At 60.5% G+C, this 18,487-nt stretch carries 16 protein-coding genes; 5 read left to right on the top strand and 11 right to left on the bottom strand.

Translation table 11 applies throughout. The annotated features are described in order from the left end of the window. Positions 1 to 47 precede the first annotated feature (47 nt). The 3 genes from CFBP5499_RS16800 to CFBP5499_RS16790 are packed head-to-tail and all read left to right on the top strand — an operon-like array spanning position 48 to position 5,516. Positions 48 to 812 carry an ImuA family protein gene (locus CFBP5499_RS16800; protein ID WP_080829774.1) on the top strand — a complete coding sequence of 255 codons (765 nt, stop codon included), beginning with the start codon at positions 48 to 50 and terminating at the stop codon, positions 810 to 812. Continuing rightward, entirely contained in the window at positions 727 to 2,244 is a 1,518-nt protein-coding gene (locus CFBP5499_RS16795; RefSeq protein WP_175416804.1) for a Y-family DNA polymerase, read from the top strand. Before CFBP5499_RS16800 ends, CFBP5499_RS16795 begins: the two co-directional genes overlap by 86 nt. Beyond that, positions 2,241 to 5,516 carry an error-prone DNA polymerase gene (locus CFBP5499_RS16790; protein WP_080829775.1) on the top strand — a complete coding sequence of 1,092 codons (3,276 nt, stop codon included), beginning with the start codon at positions 2,241 to 2,243 and terminating at the stop codon, positions 5,514 to 5,516. The genes CFBP5499_RS16795 and CFBP5499_RS16790 overlap by 4 nt, the downstream gene beginning before the upstream one ends. 7 nt (positions 5,517 to 5,523) lie before the next feature. On the opposite strand, the gene CFBP5499_RS16785 is transcribed toward CFBP5499_RS16790, so the two are convergent. Then, complete coding sequence (locus CFBP5499_RS16785) at positions 5,524 to 6,462, bottom strand: AraC family transcriptional regulator (protein ID WP_080829776.1); 939 nt, start codon at positions 6,460 to 6,462, stop codon at positions 5,524 to 5,526. 195 nt (positions 6,463 to 6,657) lie between these two features. On the opposite strand from CFBP5499_RS16785, the gene CFBP5499_RS16780 reads away from it, so the two are divergent. Continuing rightward, complete coding sequence (locus CFBP5499_RS16780; RefSeq protein ID WP_080829777.1) at positions 6,658 to 7,875, top strand: MFS transporter; 1,218 nt, start codon at positions 6,658 to 6,660, stop codon at positions 7,873 to 7,875. A gap of 84 nt (positions 7,876 to 7,959) precedes the next feature. Here the strand turns inward: CFBP5499_RS16780 and CFBP5499_RS16775 are convergent, their stop codons facing one another. The 5 genes from CFBP5499_RS16775 to ytfQ form a co-directional block, all read right to left on the bottom strand. Beyond that, entirely contained in the window at positions 7,960 to 8,694 is a 735-nt protein-coding gene (locus CFBP5499_RS16775; protein WP_080829778.1) for a FadR/GntR family transcriptional regulator, read from the bottom strand. Between the two features lie 18 nt (positions 8,695 to 8,712). Continuing rightward, positions 8,713 to 9,693: a galactofuranose ABC transporter, permease protein YjfF gene (gene yjfF, locus CFBP5499_RS16770; RefSeq protein WP_080829779.1), complete on the bottom strand. Its 981-nt coding sequence runs from the start codon at positions 9,691 to 9,693 to the stop codon at positions 8,713 to 8,715. Continuing rightward, the gene (locus CFBP5499_RS16765; RefSeq protein ID WP_175416894.1) at positions 9,690 to 10,733 is read right to left on the bottom strand and encodes an ABC transporter permease; all 1,044 of its coding nucleotides are present in this window, start codon (positions 10,731 to 10,733) and stop codon (positions 9,690 to 9,692) included. Before CFBP5499_RS16765 ends, yjfF begins: the two co-directional genes overlap by 4 nt. Next, positions 10,733 to 12,256: a sugar ABC transporter ATP-binding protein gene (locus CFBP5499_RS16760; RefSeq protein ID WP_080829781.1), complete on the bottom strand. Its 1,524-nt coding sequence runs from the start codon at positions 12,254 to 12,256 to the stop codon at positions 10,733 to 10,735. Before CFBP5499_RS16760 ends, CFBP5499_RS16765 begins: the two co-directional genes overlap by 1 nt. Before the next feature lie 71 nt (positions 12,257 to 12,327). Next, on the bottom strand, positions 12,328 to 13,287 hold the full coding sequence (gene ytfQ / locus CFBP5499_RS16755; RefSeq protein ID WP_080829782.1) for a galactofuranose ABC transporter, galactofuranose-binding protein YtfQ: 960 nt from the start codon (positions 13,285 to 13,287) through the stop codon (positions 12,328 to 12,330). Between the two features lie 524 nt (positions 13,288 to 13,811). Between ytfQ and CFBP5499_RS16745 the strand changes: the two genes are divergently transcribed. Beyond that, complete coding sequence (locus tag CFBP5499_RS16745; protein WP_080829783.1) at positions 13,812 to 15,623, top strand: IlvD/Edd family dehydratase; 1,812 nt, start codon at positions 13,812 to 13,814, stop codon at positions 15,621 to 15,623. 154 nt (positions 15,624 to 15,777) lie between these two features. On the opposite strand, the gene CFBP5499_RS16740 is transcribed toward CFBP5499_RS16745, so the two are convergent. The 5 genes from CFBP5499_RS16740 to CFBP5499_RS16720 all read right to left on the bottom strand — a co-directional run bounded on the left by CFBP5499_RS16740 (position 15,778) and on the right by CFBP5499_RS16720 (position 18,486). After that, on the bottom strand, positions 15,778 to 15,987 hold the full coding sequence (locus CFBP5499_RS16740; RefSeq protein ID WP_080829784.1) for a hypothetical protein: 210 nt from the start codon (positions 15,985 to 15,987) through the stop codon (positions 15,778 to 15,780). A 56-nt stretch (positions 15,988 to 16,043) separates the two neighbouring features. Then, on the bottom strand, positions 16,044 to 16,448 hold the full coding sequence (locus tag CFBP5499_RS16735; protein ID WP_080829785.1) for a VOC family protein: 405 nt from the start codon (positions 16,446 to 16,448) through the stop codon (positions 16,044 to 16,046). A 14-nt stretch (positions 16,449 to 16,462) separates the two neighbouring features. Then, positions 16,463 to 16,909 (bottom strand): helix-turn-helix domain-containing protein, encoded by a 447-nt coding sequence (locus CFBP5499_RS16730; RefSeq protein ID WP_233284208.1) that lies wholly within the window; start codon positions 16,907 to 16,909, stop codon positions 16,463 to 16,465. Positions 16,910 to 17,014: 105 nt separating this feature from the next. Next, the gene (locus tag CFBP5499_RS30070) at positions 17,015 to 17,203 is read right to left on the bottom strand and encodes a hypothetical protein (protein ID WP_175416803.1); all 189 of its coding nucleotides are present in this window, start codon (positions 17,201 to 17,203) and stop codon (positions 17,015 to 17,017) included. 164 nt (positions 17,204 to 17,367) lie between these two features. After that, positions 17,368 to 18,486 carry a pyridoxal-phosphate-dependent aminotransferase family protein gene (locus CFBP5499_RS16720; RefSeq protein ID WP_080829788.1) on the bottom strand — a complete coding sequence of 373 codons (1,119 nt, stop codon included), beginning with the start codon at positions 18,484 to 18,486 and terminating at the stop codon, positions 17,368 to 17,370. Position 18,487 lies beyond the last annotated feature (1 nt).

Raw genomic sequence — 18,487 nt, 5'->3', positions numbered from 1 at the left:
AACAAGAACAATAAAGATGAATAACTGGAATTGAAACCTGTCATGCCATGCAAAAACGCGCGGACCAGTTGCTCGTTGTCGAAGAGCTGCGTGAAAGGCTGGAAAGGATCGGTAACGGCCCTGAGCGGCTGCACGAGACCTTGCCTTTCGGCGTGGATGCCATCGACCATCACCTGCCGGGAGGCGGGCTGAAGCTTGGTTGCCTGCATGAGCTGAGCGGCGGCGGCAATGGCGCTGCCGATGGCGCGGCGGCAGCGCTGTTTGCAGCCGGTGTGGCGGCACGGCTTTCCGGTAAGGTTTTATGGTGTGTCACCCGTCGGGACCTGTTCATGCCGGGTCTGACACAGGCCGGCCTGTCGCAGAACCGGCTCATCATAGTCGAATGCCGCGATGAAAAAGGCGTGCTCGACTGTTTTGAGGAGGGACTGCGCTGCAATGGTTTCGGCGCGGTGATGGGTGAATTGGCAAAGTTGCCGATGACCGCCTCGCGACGGCTGCAACTGGCAGCGGAAACCTCTGGCGTGACCGGCATTGCCATCCGCCGTTTCCGGCGTCCGGCCGATGCGGCGCTGTTCGGCGAGCCGACGGCGGCCGTCACCCGCTGGCGTGTCTCTGTGCGGCCCTCTTCGCCCCTGCCGGTGCCGGGGGTGGGCAGGCCGCGCTGGCTTCTGGAACTCTTGCGATGTCGCGGCGGCGAAAGCGCTGAATTTGAAGTGGAAGCCTGTGATGCAAAGGGTCGTCTCGCTCTACCTGCCGACATGGCCGACGGATCGCTTCCGGCGTCTTTCGGGCAAGGACGCGCCGCCGGTTGAAAAGCCGCTGGTCATGATCGGCCGTCAGGGCAGCCGCCGGCTGGTGCTGGCGCTCGACAGGGCGGCCAAGGCAGCGGGCATCCGGCCCGGCACGCCGGTCAGCAAGGCGCAGGCGCTGGTGCCGGGCCTGCTCGTCGAAAATCTGGACGCGGCGGCCGATGCCCGCGCCCTGCAGCAACTGGCCTTTCATTTCCTGCGCATCTATGCCCCGATCGTCGCCGCTGATCCGCCTGACGGGCTGGTGCTTGATACGGTGGGTGCGGACCATCTGCATGGCAATGAGACGCTGATGCTGAGCGGCATGGTCAACCGCCTGCATGCCGCAGGCTTTACCGCCCGCGCCGCCATTGCCGATAGCTGGGGTGCGGCCCATGCGCTGGCGCGTTTTGGCCGTGAGGAGATCAGCATCATACCGCCGGGCGGCCAGAGAGCGGCGATCAGCGGTCTGCCGCTTTCCGCGTTGAGGCTGGAGGAACGGATCGTTTCCGGGCTGAAGGTGCTCGGTTTCCGCACCATCGGTGAGCTTGCCGAAGCCCCGCGCGCGCCGCTCACCCTGCGTTTCGGCCCCGAACTCGTCCGCCGTCTTTCCCAGGCTTTCGGGGAGATCGGCGAACCCATCGAACCGGTGCGGGTGGCCGAACTGGTGGAGGTGCGGCGCGTCTTTCCCGAACCGATCGCGGCGGCGGAGACGATTGCCCGTTATAGTCAAAAGCTGGTAACGGCGCTTTGCGCCGCGTTGGAAAAGCGCGGTCTCGGCGCTCGCCGGGTCGATCTGGTGCTGCACCGGGTGGATAGCGGTCTGCAGGCCATACGGGCTGGCACGTCCAGACCGGTACGTGATGTCAAACAGCTTGTCCGGCTCCTGACCGACCGTATCGACACCATCGATCCCGGCTTCGGTATCGAGATGATGGTGCTGACCGCCACCCATGCCGAGCCGCTTGTCGCCGCGCAGGCCCGCTCCTCGCTTCTGGAGGAGGAGCGTGCGGAAATAGCCGATACGGTTGATGTCATCCTTAATCGCGGCCACAGGGTCTATCGTTATGCGGCGGTGGCAAGCGACGTGCCGGAACGCTCCATTGCCCCTGTTGCGGCGCTTGCGCCTGAGGATACGCTCGGTTGGCCCGGCCACTGGCCGCGCCCGGTCAGGCTTTTTGCAAGGCCGGAACCCATCGAGACGCTGGCGCTGCTGCCGGACTACCCGCCGCGTTATTTCCTCTGGAAGGGCGTGCGCCATAATGTGCGGCGCGCCGACGGGCCGGAGCGCGTGTTCGGCGAATGGTGGAAACGCGACCGGGAAAAGGCCGCCGTGCGCGATTATTTCACGGTGGAAAATGAAGGCGGAGAACGCTTCTGGATTTTCCGCTCCGGTGATGGCGAACATGCCGAAACGGGTTCGCAGGGCTGGTTCATCCATGGGGTCTTTGCATGAATACGCCCCGTTATGCCGAACTTCAGGTGACCACGCATTTTTCCTTCCTGCGCGGGGCAAGCTCCTGCGAAGAGCTTTTCGAACAGGCCAAAAGCCTCGGCATCGAGGCGCTTGGTATCGTGGACCGCAACAGTCTTGCGGGCATTCCCCGCGCTTACGAAGCCGCCAATAATCATGGCATCCGCCTCGTCATTGGCTGCCGGCTCGATCTGGATGACGATCTTTCCGTGCTCGCCTATCCCATGGATCGCCCGGCTTACGGCCGGCTTTGCCGGCTGCTGTCCGTCGGCAAGAAAAGGGGAGGCAAGGGCAAATGCCGGCTGGCTTGGGACGATCTCGTTGCCTATGGCGAAGGCCTGATCGTCGTGTTGCTCGCTGACCTCGCGGATGATCTTTGCGCACTGCGGCTGCGACGTCTCAAAGCTGCTTTTGCCGACAGGGCCTATATGGCCCTTAGCCTCAGACGCAGGCCGAACGACCAGATGCGGCTTTTCGAACTGTCCGACATGGCTCAAGCCTCGGGCGTGCCGACCGTGGTGACCAATGACGTGCTGTTTCATGTGCCCGAACGGCGCATGCTGCAGGATGTTGTCACCTGCATAAGGCACAATTGCACCATCGACGAGGCGGGTTTCCGCCGCGAGCGGCATGCCGACCGCTATATGAAACCGCCGGAAGAAATGCACCGGCTGTTTGCCCGTTACCCCGAGGCGCTCTCCCGCAGTCTCGAAATCGCGAAGCGCTGCACCTTTTCGCTGAAGGAACTGGTCTATCAATATCCCGAGGAGCGGAGCCTGCCGGGACTGACGGCGCAGCAGGCGCTGGAGAAGATGGTATGGGAAGCGGTGCCGGGGCGTTATCCGAAGGGTTTGCCTGAGAAGGTGGAAAAGGCGTTGCATCATGAGCTTGGCCTGATCGGCAAGCTGGAATACGCCCCTTATTTCCTGACGGTGAATGCCATCGTCCAATTTGCGCGGGGGAAGGATATTCTCTGTCAGGGACGCGGCTCGGCGGCCAATTCCGTGGTGTGTTACGTGCTTGGCATCACCGCCATTGATCCCCTCAAGGTTGACCTCCTGTTCGAACGTTTCGTCTCGGAAGAACGGCGCGAACCGCCTGACATCGACGTTGATTTCGAACATCAGCGGCGCGAGGAAGTCATCCAGTGGGTTTATGACACTTACGGTCGCGACAAGGCCGCGTTGTGTTCGGTCGTCACCCGTTATCGAGGGCGCGGGGCGCTACGCGATGTCGGCAAGGTTCTAGGCCTGCCGGAAGACCTGACGAAACTCCTCTCCTCGCAGGTCTGGCGCTGGAGCGAAGGGGTGGGCGAAAAGCAGGTGAAGGAACTGAATCTCAATATGGAGGATCGCCGTCTTCAGCTTGCCTTTGAACTTGCCAATCAGCTCGTCGGCACACCGCGCCACCATAGCCAACATCCTGGCGGCTTTGTTCTGACCCATGACCGGCTGGACGAGTTAGTGCCGATCGAACCCGCTGCCATGGACAAACGACAGATCATTGAATGGGACAAGGACGATATCGATATCATGAAGTTCATGAAGATGGATTGTCTGGCGCTCGGCATGCTCTCCTGCATGAAGCGCGGCTTCAATATGCTGGAGGAGCGTTATGGAGTGAAATACGACCTCACTTCCATGCCTGATGATGATCCTGCAACATTTGAAATGATCAAGAAGGCCGATACGCTTGGCACCTTCCAGATCGAAAGCCGGGCGCAGATGTCGATGCTGCCCCGCCTGAAACCGGCAAAATTCTACGATCTCGTTATTCAGGTCGCCATTGTTCGCCCCGGTCCCATTCAGGGGGATATGGTGCACCCCTATCTTCGTCGCCGCGATGGAAAAGAGGAAGAGCATTATCCGAAAGAGGAGCTGAGAGGTGTGCTTGGCAAAACCCTTGGCGTGCCGCTGTTTCAGGAACAGGCCATGCGCGTCGCCATCGAATGCGCCGGTTTCTCCCCCGGCAAGGCGGATCAGCTCCGCCGAGCCATGGCCACCTTCAAGAATGTCGGCACCATCTCCAAATTCAGGCAGGACCTGATCGACGGCATGGTCGCGCGCGGTTATGAAAAGGAATTCGCCGAGCGCATCTTCAAGCAGCTCGAAGGGTTCGGCAGTTATGGTTTCCCCGAAAGCCACGCGGCCTCCTTCGCGCTCATTGCCTATGCCTCCTCATGGCTGAAATGCCATCATCCCGATATTTTTTGTACTGCCATTCTCAACTCGCAGCCGATGGGGTTTTACGCTCCGGCGCAGATCGTGCGCGATGCGCGTGACCATGGCGTGGAAGTGCGCCCGGTCTGCGTTAATAACAGTCGCTTCGATTGCACGCTGGAGCCCACGGGCAAAAAGAACGATAAGGGTGAGGAACGGTTTGCCGTGCGGCTTGGCCTGCGCATGGTGAAGGGGCTCTCCAACGATCACGCCGCGAAAATCGTTGCAGCCCGGCAGGATAGGGCTTTTGCTTCCGTCGATGATCTTTGGCGAAGGGCGGGTGCTCCGGCTGCTGCTCTCGTCTGTCTCGCGGAAGCCGATGCCTTCCTGCCGTCGCTTCGTCTTGCCAGACGCGAAGCGCTCTGGGCGATCAAGGCCCTGCGGGATGAGCCGCTGCCGCTTTTCGCCGCCGCTGCCATCAGGGAAAACGCCGTTATCGAGGAGCTTCAGGAGCCCTCCGTTGCGCTTCGGCCCATGACTGACGGTGGTGAGGTGGTGCAGGATTACGGCCATGTGGGGCTGACCCTGCGCGAACACCCCATGACCTTCCTACGGCGCGATCTTTCCCGCCGGCGCATCGTCACCTGCGCGGAGGCGGTACGTGTCCGCGATGGCACATGGCTGGAAACGGCGGGTCTGGTGCTGGTGCGCCAGCGCCCCGGTTCGGCAAAGGGCGTGATCTTCATGACGCTGGAGGATGAGACGGGCATTGCCAATGCAGTGCTGTGGGTCAAAACCTTCGAAAAATACCGGCGCGTGGTGCTGTCCGCCGGCATGGTCGGCATTTACGGCAAAATCCAGCGGGAAGGCGAGGTGGTGCATCTGGTCGCTCACCGGCTGACCGATCTTTCGGAGGCGCTGGACAGCGTGGGCGAGCGTAACCACGCCTTTCCCCTGCCGCACGGGCGTGGTGACGAGTTCCACCATGGCATGCCGCCGGAAGATCATCGCGCGATCAGCAAACGTCCCCAGCCTGTCCTGGAGGATGACGACGCCGTCGAGCGGATAAAGGTCATTTCACGCAATTTCCACTGAGAAGCCTTTATGCGGCATCTTCCAGCAGGGCCTTATCCTTCTTGCGAAACTGGCTCGGCGGCGCGCCTATCACCCGTTTGAACGCACGGCTGAAAGAGGCCTCGGAATCGTAACCCAGTCTTTCCGCGGCGAGTGTCACGCGCATGCCTTCCCGCAGCCACAGCCTTGCCTGGTGCATGCGTACCCGCACCACGTAACGTGCCGGGCTTTCGCCAACAATACGGGTGAAACGTTCGGCGAAGCTGGAGCGGGATGCGCCCATCAGCGAGGCGAGTTCCTCCACGCTCCAGTCCTTTTCGGGGTTGAGATGGATGGCGGCCAGCACCCGCCCAAGTTCGGGGTTGCGCACGGCGGCCAGCCAGCCGCTGGAATCGCCGCAGCCATGCTCCACCCATGTGCGGATCAGGGTTGCGGTCAATACATCGGCAAGCCTTGCCAGAATGCCACCCGCGCCGACGCGGTTCAGTTCCACCTCGCGCGTCATGGCCTCCAGCAAATGCGGAATGGCCGGGTCACTTTTGGCCAGATCGCTGGTCAGCATAACATCCGGCATCAGTTGCAGCAGCGGATGCAGATTGTCCATGTTGAAACGCATCGAAGCGGTAAAGGCCACGGTATCACCGCCGGCGCTCGCGCATTGCAAGTCGAAAACACCCTGACAGACTTCCTTTTTGCCGAAATGGTCAAAGGGAGACGGCATCACATTCTCACCACTGCCCAGCACATGGGCGTGGCCACGGGGCAGAAGAACGGCATCGCCGCATGTCAGCGTCAGCCATTCCCCGGAAGGTTTCTGCAGTTTCGCCTGACCGACCCCGATGAAATGAAACCGCGCCGCGTCCTGTTCGGGAAAAGCCGTCGCCCAGGGTGTCGCCATGCGGCAGCGGCCATATTCCACGCCGTCTAACCTCAAGCCACGCAGCATTTCTGTCAGGGCATCATTCATGGCTTTCTCGCAAATTCGGACAATTGGTTAAGGAATATGGATTTTTTAGCATGGAAACGCCGGGCTGTCACGCATAGCTTGCGAAGCATTGATTTGCAGTTGTTGATCCGGCCTCCCACCGGCTTTCACCGCGCGCCTCCGTCTTCGCCTTTCTGTTTCAGGGCGTATTCGGGGAATGCGCATCAGGAGATTTTCATGAATAACCGGACCATAAACGAACTCGAATATGTGCCGCGTCCGGCAGAGCCGGATGCGAAGTGGGCCGCCGTGGTTTCGCTTGCCCTTGGCGTCTTCGGGTTGGTGACGGCGGAATTCCTGCCGGTCAGCCTTCTGACGCCGCTTTCGGCCGATCTTGCCGTCAGCTCCGGCATTGCCGGTCAGTCCATCACCGTCACGGCGCTGGTTGCGGCGGTTGCCGGCCCCGGCATCGTCATCGGCACACGCAGTATCGACCGCCGCTGGACGTTGCTTGGGCTCACCACGCTGCTGATCATTTCCAGCACGCTCGCCGCCCTTGCTAATGGTCTCGTCATGCTGTTCACCTCGCGCGTTTTGCTCGGCATCGGCCTTGGCGGCTTCTGGGCCATGTCGGCGGCGCTGGCGCTCCGGCTCGTGCCGCCTGATAAAATGCCGCGCGCCATGGCCATCATCCTGACAGGGGTTTCCGTCGCCACCGTCTGTGCCGCACCGGTCGGCGCGTGGATCGGCGCGACGCTCGGCTGGCGTGCGGCCTTCGTCGTTGCGGGTGCGCTCGGCGTCATCGCCCTCGTCGTGCAATTGCTGACCGTGCCCTCGCTGCCGCCGGCCGGTGCTCCCGGGCTTTCCACCATGTTCCGGCTGTTGCAGCGTCCGCAGGTCCGCATCGGTCTTCTGACGACGCTCTTCATCGTTGCGGGCCACTTTGCCGGCTTCACCTATGTCCGCCCGTTCCTGGAAGATGTGACGGGGCTTGGCGTAGAGGTTATTTCTCTCGTGCTTCTGGCTTATGGTATCGGCGGCTTCTTTGGCAATCTCTTCGGTGGTTTCCTCTCCGAAAAGAACACGGCATGGGCGGTAACCTTCGCCGCGACCCTGATCGCCGCATCGGCTTCCGTTCTGGTCATTGCGGGTGCATCGCCCCTGATTGCGGGCTTTGCCATCGCCGCCTGGGGTTTTGCCTTCGGTGCGCTGCCGGTCAGCGTGCAGAGCTTCATCACCAGGGCTGCTTCCGATGAGGCGGAAAGTGCCGGTGCGCTGCTGCTCACCACGTTCCAGATCGCCATTTCCAGCGGTGCGGTTCTGGGTGGTCTGCTGATCGATCTTCATGGCGCGACCATGGTCTTCGTCTTCGTTGCGATCTCCGCCCTTCTCGGCGCATCGCTGATGGCATCACGCCGGGGCGTGGTGCCACAGGTCGAGGCCTCGCAGGGCTAAGATACGGCTTGAAAAAGCGGACCCGCATTCGTGCGGGTCCAAAGAGTTGCAAAGACGTTGCCGCTCTGCCTAGGCGTCGCGCCTTCAAACCGTCTTGATTGCGTTCTGCGTCCGGTCCTTGCCCACCTCGATCACATGCCGCATCGCTTTCACCGCCGCATCCGCATCGCGCGCGGCAATCGCATGCACGATGCGCAGATGGTTGGAGGCGATCTCGGCGATGGTGCCGGGCGAGGCGGCGGGCGAGGAAAGCTGGAAGGAAATCGCAAGGGCCGCTTCAATCAGCCCGCTTGCCGAGCGCATGAAGGGATTGCCGGACATATGCGCCACGGCCAGGTGAAATTCGAGATCGACCTTGGCGATGGTTTCCGGCGTATGTTTCGGATTGTCGAATTTGGCGGCGATGACATAGAGCGACACGATATCGTCATTGGAGGCCTGCAGGGCCGCCGCAGCTGCCGCTGCCGGCTCCAGCGCGAGGCGGATTTCCGCCAGATGCTTGACGAATTCCTGGTCGATGCCGGCTTCGCAGCGCCAGCCCAGCACGTCGGGATCGAAGAAGTTCCAGCTTGAACGATCAAGAACGCGGGTGCCGACCTTGGCCTTTGGTTCCACCAGCCGCTTGGCCGCCAGTGTCTTCATGGTTTCGCGCAAAACTGTGCGCGAAACGCCGAAACGCATGGAGAGTTCGGCATCATTGGGCAGCAGTGAACCTTCCGCAATCCTGCCCGAGACGATGGCGCTGCCGAGTTCGGAGACCACATGGGCGTGGCTGTTCCGGCGTTTTCGTCCGCTTATCGTCGTTTCGAGCAGCCCCAACAAAGCCTCCGTTTTCGGTTATGCCGGATGTGGTCCGGCCAGTCTCCTGTTTGAATACCAGATGATTGCGCGCTGCAACACGATGAAGACGAAAAGCAGCACGCCAATGACGATTTTCGTCCACCAGGAGGACAAGGTTCCGTCAAAAACGATGTAGGTCTGGATCAGCCCCTGGATCAGCAGGCCGATGAAGGTTCCTGCCACCAGTCCCGTGCCGCCTGTCAGCAGCGTGCCGCCGATGACGACTGCGGCGATGGCATCCAGCTCCACGCCAACAGTCGCCAGCGAATACCCTGACGAGGTATAGAGCGTGTAGACGATGCCGGCTAGGCCGGAGAGGAAACCGGAAAGCGCATAGATGCCGATCGTCGTCGCCCCGATCGGCACGCCCATCAGTTCGGCCGATTGCGGGTTGCCGCCAAGCGCATAGATGTTGGCGCCGAAGCGTGTGCGGCTGGCAATCAACATGCCGGCGGCAAAAACGATGAGCATCAGTATGGCGAGCGCCGTCAACCTGCCACCGCCCGGAAAGCGGAAATAGAAGCCCTGGATCTCGTCGATGAAGGGGTGCGAAATCGGCACCGATTGCGTGGAGATCAGATAGGCTGCACCGCGCGCCAGAAACATGCCCGCCAGCGTGACCACGAAAGGCGGTATGGACAGGAAACGTATCATCGCCCCCATCAGGCAACCGAACAGCGTGGACACCACGAGCACGATGGCGAAGGCCAGAAGAGGATGAATATTATAGGTGCCGACCATCACGGCGACGAAAACGCTGGTGAAGGCGATCACCGAGCCGATGGACAGATCGATGCCGCCCGACAGGATCACGAAGGTCATGCCAACGGCAGCGATGCCGAGAAACGCATTGTCGGTCAGAAGATTGCCGATCACCCGTGTCGACAGGATCGCCGGATATTGCAGCACGCACAGAAGATAGGCGATGAGGAAAATCGTCAGTGTGGTGAGAAAGGGAAGATTGCGGCTATGGATCATCGCGCTGTACCTTCCTTGGTCATTCCGTTGGCAGCGGCCGGTTTTGCGTGCGGCTTGGGCGTTCTGACGAAGCCCAGAACCGCCATGATCGCCGGCGATTGCAATGTCAGCACCACCATGATGATGCCCGCCTTGATGATGAGGTTGAATTCCGGTGGGAAACCGGAAACCAGAATGCCGGTATTGATGGTCTGGATGATCAGCGCGCCGATCAGCGATGCGGTGATGGAGAAGCGGCCGCCATTCAGCGATGTGCCGCCGATCACCACCGCCAGGATGGCGTCGAGTTCCAGCCACAGCCCGGCATTATTGGCATCCGCGCCACGAATATCCGCAGTGACGATCATGCCGGCAATCGCCGCACAGAGGCCGGAAACGGCATAGACAAAAAACAGCAGGAAGCGTGCCCGAACCCCGGCAAGTGCCGCGGCACGGCGATTGATGCCGGTCGCTTCGATCAGGAAACCGAGCGCACTTTTGCGCACCAGAATGCCGATCACCAGAGCCGCTGCTACCCAGATGATGACGGGCAGGGGAACGCCCGCAAAGGAACCGGAGCCGATGGCGGAGAAGCTGTCATCGTTGAAGGTGAGAATGACACCTTCGGTGATGAGCTGGGCGATACCGCGTCCGGCCACCATCAGGATCAGCGTGGCGATGATCGGCTGGATGTCGAGAAGGGCGACCAGCACCCCGTTCCACAGGCCGCAGGCAATGCCGACAGCAAGCGAGACGGCAAGGACAGTGGGAATGGAATGGCCGTTGCTGATGAGCGTGGCGGCAACGGCACCGCAAATGGCGATCACCGCGCCGATCGACAGATCGATACCCTTGGTCGCGATCACCAATGTCATGCCGATGGTCAAAAGTGCGACGGGAGCGGCGCGCACGAGAATATCGATCAAACTGCCGTAGAGCCTGCCATTCTGAAGCGAGACATTCAGAAAACCAGGCGAAATGATTGTAATCGCTGCCAGAATGATGAAGAGGGCGGCGAGCTGGGGTGCAAGTCTCTTCGGGCGTCGTGTCAGGGCCACCATCATGCCGCCTCCGTTTTCGCCGCATCGGCGATCGCCCGCATGATGTTGTCGGCGGTGACTTCGCCCCCCTTTAATTCGCTGACGTGGCGGCGGTCGGACAGCACGACGACGCGATGGGCAACGGCGGTAAGCTCTTCCAGTTCGGAGGAGATGACCACGAGCGACATGCCCTCGGTACAGAGTTTTTCGATCATTTTGAGAATTTCTGCATGTGCGCCGATATCGATGCCGCGGGTCGGTTCATCGAGGATCAGAAGCCGGGGATGGGTGGCGAGCCAGCGTGCCAGAATGGCCTTCTGCTGGTTGCCGCCGGACAGGAATTTTATCGGCCGGTTGGGATCGGCCGGGCGGATATCGAGCGATTTGATGAAGCTTTCGGCAAGCTCCGCCTTCTGCCGGCGTGAAAGCGGCCGCGCCCAACCCTGACGGGCCTGAAGCGCCAGCGCAATATTGTCGGTCACCGAAAAATCGCCGATGATACCATCAGTCTTGCGTTCTTCCGGGCAGAAGCCGAAGCCGGCGGTGATGGCGGCTTCAGGTGAGGAAATCGCCACCGTCTTTCCGTCGATCGTGGCCTTGCCGGTGTCGGGCTTGTCGACGCCGAACAGCAGGAAAGCCGTTTCGGTACGGCCGGAGCCGAGAAGACCGGCAACGCCAACGATCTCACCGGGGCGAATGCCGAGATCGAACGGCGCGATGCTGCCGCGCTTGCCATAACCTTCAAAACGGATCGGCGGTTCGCCATCGACAACCGTATCGTCCGCCGCCTGATGCTCGTGGGTGATGTGCTGAAGTTCTCGGCCCAGCATCATCGCGATGAGTTCGGATCTGGGCAGGCTGCCGATATCGCGCGTGCCGACGAGGCGGCCGTTGCGCAGAACCGTCACGCGGTCGGCGATATCATAGACCTGATTGAGGAAATGCGTGATGATGATGATGCCGATGCCGCGCGCGCGCAGGTTTCTCAGCACTCCGAACAACATCTCGACCTCATGGGCATCGAGGCTGGCGGTCGGCTCGTCCAGCACCAGCACTTTGCCGGAAAGATCGACGGCGCGGGCAATGGCAATGATCTGGCGGATGGCGACGGAATAGCTGGAAAGCAGGGCGTTGACGTCGATGGAAAGCCCGTATTGGGAAAGTAGCGCCCGGGATTGCTTCTGCATCGACGCCCGGTCGATCATGCCGAAGCGGTGCGGCTGGCGGCCAAGAAACAGATTTTCCGCAACCGTGAGATTTTCGAGAAGGTTCACTTCCTGATAAACGGTGCCGATGCCGAGTGCCTGTGCCTCGCCGACATTGGCGGGCGAGATCTCGCTTCCGTCGAGAAAGATCGAGCCGCTGTCGCGGTGGTACACGCCGGTCAGGATTTTGATGAGGGTTGATTTGCCCGCACCGTTTTCGCCGAGAAGCGCATGGATTTCACCGCGTCCGAGCGAAAAATCAACGCCGTCCAGCGCCGTGATCCCCAGAAAGGATTTACCGATGGCGCGTGCTTCCAGAAGTGGTGCCGTTTCGGACATTGATGAGGTCCCGGATAAGAATGCGACGACGGAGCGGCACGGGGAGGTGCCGCCCCTTTCGAAGAAATGGCTTAGTAGCCCAGGCCCTTCTTCGCCTCGTAGACCTTCATCGGGTCATCCGACGCCGTGTAGAGCTTGGATTCGGTCTGAATCCACTTTGCCGGCGCCTTCTTGTCTTTCAGATAGGCTTCAAGCGCGTCGAAAGCGGGGCCCGCCATGTCGGGCGTCAGTTCCACCGTGGCGTTGGCTTCACCGGCCGCCATGGCCTTGAAGATATCAGGAACGGCATCGATGGAGACGACCTTGATGTCGGTTCCGGGCTTCAGACCTGCTTCCTTGATGGCCTGGATTGCGCCGACGGCCATGTCGTCATTATGGGCGTAGACGGCACAGATATCCTTGCCGCCGCCTTCAGCCTTGATGAAGCTTTCCATCACTTCCTTGCCCTTGGTACGGGTGAAGTCACCCGTCTGCGAGCGTGCGATCTTGATGTTTTTGTGCGAAGCAATGGCTTCTTCGAAGCCCTTCTTGCGGTTGATGGCAGGGGAAGAGCCGGTGGTGCCCTGAAGTTCGACGACCTTGCAGTCCTTCGAACCGACATCCTTGACCAGCCAGTCGCCGGCAACCTTGCCTTCGTGAACTTGGTCCGAGGTGACCGCGGTCAGATAAAGATCGTCAGGCGCTTCGATCTGGCGATCGAGCAGGATGACGGGGATTTTTTCTTCCTTTGCTTCCTTCAGCACGGCGTCCCAGCCGGTTGCGACGACAGGTGCGATCAGGATCGCATCGACGCCCTGCGCGATGAAGCCGCGAACGGCCTTGATCTGGTTTTCCTGCTTCTGCTGAGCGTCGGCGAATTTCAGCGTGACGCCGCGTTTTTCGGCCTGCTGCTTGGTGACAGTGGTTTCAGCCGCACGCCAGCCGGATTCCGAACCGATCTGCGAGAAGCCGACGGTGAGCGATTTTGCGGAAACACTGGATGCAAGGCACAGCGAAACGGCGACAGTGACTGTCGCGAGAGCTTTTCTCATCTTATTCCTCCCAGAGATGATGTCAGCGTGACGGCCACACTATGAGCATATAGTAATACTCTTGAAAAGAGGCATTTTCGCATATTTTAATTTTAAAGTGGCTCCAAAATCATGGGATTCCGAAATAAATCGATAAAAATCAATAATATAAGATATTCACGTTTTCTGATTCGAGCAGTGGGCATCGCCACTTTGTCAAGTGCTATATCGCTTGACAGAATGCGATAATGTCTAATAGTAATACAAATAAGAAGATGATTTTTGTCGGGATTTTGGGTCGCAGGACCCATGATTGAACCGGCGAAAGAGGGAGGGAGATTCCGTTGCGCAATCCCGCGATGGCCGTAAATACCGAAAAATATTCGGTTAAAGCCGAAGAGCAGCCCGATGCCACTCGTCTGGGCTCGCACTGTCGGTTATGCGTGATCTCCGAGACGCTGATTCCATTTTTCTTGCGCGCAACATAAGCTTGTCGCATTTCGTAATATTTTACCGTTGGCCACTTCCGGCTGGAGACCCGCATCATGACGACATCTGATAATCTTCCTGCAACTCAGGGCAAGCTCCGCTCGCGTGCCTGGTTCGACAACCCTGCCAATGCGGACATGACCGCGCTTTATCTCGAGCGTTACATGAATTTCGGTCTCAGCCAGGCCGAGCTTCAGTCTGACCGCCCGATCATCGGTATCGCGCAGACCGGTTCGGACCTTTCGCCCTGCAACCGTCACCATCTGGAACTCGCTAACCGTCTGCGCGAAGGCATCCGCGAAGCGGGCGGCATCGCGATTGAATTCCCGGTGCATCCGATCCAGGAAACCGGCAAGCGTCCGACCGCCGGTCTCGACCGTAACCTGGCTTACCTCGGCCTCGTGGAAGTGCTTTATGGCTATCCGCTCGACGGCGTCGTTCTGACCATCGGTTGCGACAAGACCACGCCTGCCTGTCTTATGGCGGCGGCCACCGTCAATATTCCGGCCATCGCCCTTTCCGTCGGCCCCATGCTGAACGGCTGGTTCCGTGGTGAGCGCACCGGCTCCGGCACCATCGTCTGGAAGGCCCGCGAACTGCTGGCGAAGGGCGAGATCGATTATCAGGGCTTCGTCAAGCTCGTTGCCTCGTCTGCCCCGTCCACCGGCTATTGCAACACCATGGGCACGGCAACGACCATGAACTCGCTGGCCGAAGCGCTCGGCATGCAGCTTCCCGGCTCCGCCGCCATCCCGGCCCCTTACCGTGACCGCCAGGAAGTCTCCTATCTCACCGGGCTGCGCATCGTCGAAATGGTCAAGGAAGACCTGAAGCCTTCCGATATCATGACCAAGGATGCTTTCATCAACGCCATCCGCGTCAATTCCGCCATCGGCGGCTCCACCAATGCGCCGATCCATCTGAACGGGCTTGCCCGCCATGTCGGCGTCGAGCTGACCGTGGATGACTGGCAGACCTATGGCGAAGACGTGCCGCTGCTCGTCAACCTGCAGCCAGCAGGTGAATATCTCGGCGAGGATTATTACCATGCCGGCGGCGTTCCCGCTGTCGTCAACCAGCTGATGACCCAGGGATTGATCATGGAGGACGCCATGACGGTCAACGGCAAAACCATCGGCGACAATTGCCGTGGCGCGATCATCGAGGACGAGAAGGTCATCCGCCCCTATGAGCAGCCGCTCAAGGAGCGTGCCGGTTTCCGCGTGCTGCGCGGCAACCTGTTCTCCTCGGCCATCATGAAGACAAGCGTGATCTCGGAAGAGTTCCGCGGCCGTTACCTCTCCAACCCGAACGATCCGGAAGCCTTCGAAGGCCGCGCCGTGGTGTTCGATGGTCCGGAGGACTACCATCACCGCATCGACGATCCGTCACTGAATATTGACGCCAACACTATTCTGTTCATGCGCGGCGCCGGTCCGATCGGTTATCCGGGTGCGGCGGAAGTGGTGAACATGCGCGCGCCGGATTATCTTCTGAAGCAAGGCGTCAGTTCGCTGCCCTGCATCGGTGACGGCCGCCAGTCCGGCACGTCGGGCAGCCCGTCCATCCTCAATGCTTCTCCGGAAGCGGCGGCCGGTGGCGGTCTGTCGATCCTGCAGACGGGTGACCGCGTCCGCATCGATGTGGGCCGCGGCAAGGCCGATATCCTGATATCCGGTGAAGAACTGGCGAAGCGTTACGAGACGCTGCATGCGGAGGGTGGTTACAAGTTCCCCGACCACCAGACGCCATGGCAGGAAATCCAGCGCGGCATCGTCAGCCAGATGGAAACCGGCGCGGTTCTGGAACCGGCCGTGAAGTATCAGCGCATCGCCCAGACAAAGGGCCTGCCGCGCGATAATCACTAAAGGCAGGGCCGTTTCGGCCGGCCGCTTTCAAAAATCAGCCCCGGGGCGTCGTCCCGGGGCTGAAATATTTTCGGACATTCGACAAGCATCGCTCTTCAAAACCGCCGCAATGTTCCTGATGTGTGAGGCATACAGCGCCTCGTCGCCCGCCTGCCTACTCCTTCGAGGGGGAGAGCGGCTTTCCCAGATAAGGCAGGAAGAACATGTAGAGCCCGCTGAAGACAAGCAAGGTCAGCGGAAGAAGCGGGGCATAAACGATCACCGGCGGTGTCGGGCCGAAAGCCATCGAAGCGAAGTTCGCCAGAATGGTGACGGTCAGCAGAATGCCCAGCCACCGATGGCTCTGCCTTATCCAGTTTCGCAAGATCAAAGTCGCCCCCGAGAAAAAGCATCCATGATGGAATGTGACACACGGTTGCCTCAACGGGCCTGAACGAGCTTCCAGCCATTGCCGGAAGGGTCGCGGAAACTCGCATCCACTGATCCATAGCGGGCGATTGGTTCCTGGGTGAATTCGACACCGCGTTTGTGCATGGCGTCAAAGGCCTTCTGACAATCCTCGACCACCAGAACCAAAGGCGGCATGGCGCCCTTGGCCACGGCTTCGTTCAGATCCTGCGCCGTCGCCTCGTCAACGGTCGGGGCCTGCGGCCGAAACAGGCCGAGCTGGAAATCCGGCTGGTCCGGATGCTGCACGGTCAGCCAGCGATAATCGCCGTTGCGTGCGTCCGTATGCACACGAAATCCAAGTTTTTCGACATAAAATTGCAGCGCCTCGTCCTGGTCATGAACGTAAAGCCCGACGACTTGAACACCATTTTTCATGAGCTATCTCCCTTTCACTCACCGTGCCTACCGCCTTTCGCCTGTCGGCGCTTCTCCGAAACTGCGATTGTGAGATGGGGGCGGTGGGCGGCGCTGACGAAGCAATGGGGAACCTGTTCGAGATCGGCAGGGGAAAGCCGCATTTGTCGCCGCACTTCTCTAGGGTTCTCCCCGGTTACATCGCGGAAAACGCGGCCAAATGTGCCGATGCTGTTCCAGCCGGTCTGCAAGGCGATGTCGATGACTGGAAGATCGGTGTCGCGCAAAAGCGCCACGGCGCGCTCCACCCGGCGGGTCAGCAGATAGCGGTGAGGGGGTATGCCGAAGGCATCGCGAAACGATCTTGCGAAATGCGCCTGCGAGGCGCCGCTGACTTTTGCAAGGCGTGAAACGGGCCATGCCTCATGCGGTGCCGCGTCCATATGATCCCTGGCGCGCAGCAGGCGGCGCAGGAGCAACAAGTCTCTGTTTGCAGAGTTCTTTTCATTTCCAGAAGGCATGTGGCAATCATTGAATGAACCTGCCGTCCTTGGCAAGGTTCATGCCGGCGAGCCGCTGCGGGTGATTTAGATCACCGGATAAAGCGACCAGAAGAACAGTTCATATTCCTGGTCACGGTCGTCATCATGCTGTTCGTCGTCCGGTCTGCGCGGTGTCTTGTCCTGAAACTCGGTCTCCACCCGCTCATTGATGACGGGCATTCTTCGGCCGATGCCAAAGAGGTCAAAGGAGAGCATGTTGAACCCTGCTACCATGGCCAGTTCCCTTCTTCACGCGAGTTAACGGTGTGTTAAGTTTCGCGCGTTGCCATGATTTCGTCAAGATTGGCCGGGGAATTTGTCTACTATTTTTAACAACAATGCCGTGATTGGCATTCCAACGGTGCCGGATTTCACGCAATGAATGTTTACCCGTGCCGTCAAACGTCTTTCGAAGCGGCTTCGGAATAGCTCTTTGCGGCCGCTTCCAGCGCGGAATCGGTATTTGCGGCATGGCCGAGGGTCTTCAGGGCGTTTGCGACGGCGGCGATATTGGCTTTCACCGCCTCCGGATGCGCGCGCCGGCCGGTGTGGTTGAGCCTTATCAGCCGCTCCGTGCCGGGGCCGACGCCGGCGGAAATATCCGCGCCATGCTGTCTGGATACAGCGGCGTGAAACGCTCCGGCTTCGACGGTATCCGGCAGGATCGCCGTGGAAACGAGGGCTGACGCGTGCGCGTCTTCCACCCAGTTGGCGATCCCGAGCTCCCTGATGCCATGACGGGTGGCCGCTGCTGCCCGCTCGTGGCGCGCGTTGGCGGCATCCAGCCCCTCCGCCTCGATCCTGTCGAGCGCCGCCTCCAGCGCATAAAATTCCAGAGGTGCCGGCGTTCCGGGCAACGCGCCGCGGCCCGCATCCACCCAGAGCTTCTTCTGGTCGAGAACCGAAAGCACGGAATTGGTGGGCGCCTTGTCGTGCGAAAGAAGTTCCCACGCTTTTGGGCTGATCGAAATGGCCGATATGCCGGCCGGGCCGGCCAGCGCTTTCTGCGGGCCGATGACGGCGATATCGATGCCAAGCCGGTCAACGTCAAAGGCGTGGCCGCCAATCGAGGCCACGGCATCAACCAGCGTGACGACGCCTCTGTCTTTCGCGAGCGCGGCAATGGCGGGCAGGGGGTTGAGAATGCCGCTTGCCGATTCCGCATGCACGATAGCGAGAAGATCGAACCCCGGCCCTTCATCCAGCGCCCGTTCCACCTCGGCGAGCGTCACCGGCTTTGCCGGGCTGGCCGTCAGGTTGCGTACCGTCGCGCCGCCCCTCTCCAGCCAGCCGCCGAACCATGCGCCATAGGGGCTGGTGACGATGTTAAGCGCCTTCAGCCCCGGCCGCGCGAGGCTGGTGGCCGCCGCCTCGAGCGCGAGTACAGCCTCGGCCTGTATCAGCAGCACATCGTTTTTCGTGCCCATCAGGGCGGCCAGCCGATCGGCCAGCACGGCGTAACGCTCGGCGGGGAAGGCGGGCGGGTCGAGAAGCAATGCGTAATCCGGGGCGGGCATG

Origin of the sequence: Agrobacterium tumefaciens, assembly GCF_005221325.1 — a bacterium.
Lineage (GTDB): Bacteria > Pseudomonadota > Alphaproteobacteria > Rhizobiales > Rhizobiaceae > Agrobacterium.
Note: the sequence above shows the minus strand (reverse complement) of the source record. Positions and strands in the feature narration are given on the sequence as shown.

Excerpts from the sequence above, each read along its gene's own strand:
- CFBP5499_RS16795 (WP_175416804.1), top strand. The coding sequence starts at position 727 with ATGCAAAGGGTCGTCTCGCTCTACCTGCCGACATGGCCGACGGATCGC.
- CFBP5499_RS16760 (WP_080829781.1), bottom strand. The coding sequence starts at position 12,256 with ATGTCCGAAACGGCACCACTTCTGGAAGCACGCGCCATCGGTAAATCC.
- CFBP5499_RS16720 (WP_080829788.1), bottom strand. The coding sequence starts at position 18,486 with ATGCCCGCCCCGGATTACGCATTGCTTCTCGACCCGCCCGCCTTCCCC.
- CFBP5499_RS16745 (WP_080829783.1), top strand. The coding sequence starts at position 13,812 with ATGACGACATCTGATAATCTTCCTGCAACTCAGGGCAAGCTCCGCTCG.
- CFBP5499_RS30070 (WP_175416803.1), bottom strand. The coding sequence starts at position 17,203 with ATGGTAGCAGGGTTCAACATGCTCTCCTTTGACCTCTTTGGCATCGGC.
- CFBP5499_RS16780 (WP_080829777.1), top strand. The coding sequence starts at position 6,658 with ATGAATAACCGGACCATAAACGAACTCGAATATGTGCCGCGTCCGGCA.
- ytfQ (WP_080829782.1), bottom strand. The coding sequence starts at position 13,287 with ATGAGAAAAGCTCTCGCGACAGTCACTGTCGCCGTTTCGCTGTGCCTT.
- yjfF (WP_080829779.1), bottom strand. The coding sequence starts at position 9,693 with ATGATCCATAGCCGCAATCTTCCCTTTCTCACCACACTGACGATTTTC.
- CFBP5499_RS16765 (WP_175416894.1), bottom strand. The coding sequence starts at position 10,733 with ATGGTGGCCCTGACACGACGCCCGAAGAGACTTGCACCCCAGCTCGCC.
- CFBP5499_RS16785 (WP_080829776.1), bottom strand. The coding sequence starts at position 6,462 with ATGAATGATGCCCTGACAGAAATGCTGCGTGGCTTGAGGTTAGACGGC.
- CFBP5499_RS16735 (WP_080829785.1), bottom strand. The coding sequence starts at position 16,448 with ATGAAAAATGGTGTTCAAGTCGTCGGGCTTTACGTTCATGACCAGGAC.
- CFBP5499_RS16800 (WP_080829774.1), top strand. The coding sequence starts at position 48 with ATGCAAAAACGCGCGGACCAGTTGCTCGTTGTCGAAGAGCTGCGTGAA.
- CFBP5499_RS16790 (WP_080829775.1), top strand. The coding sequence starts at position 2,241 with ATGAATACGCCCCGTTATGCCGAACTTCAGGTGACCACGCATTTTTCC.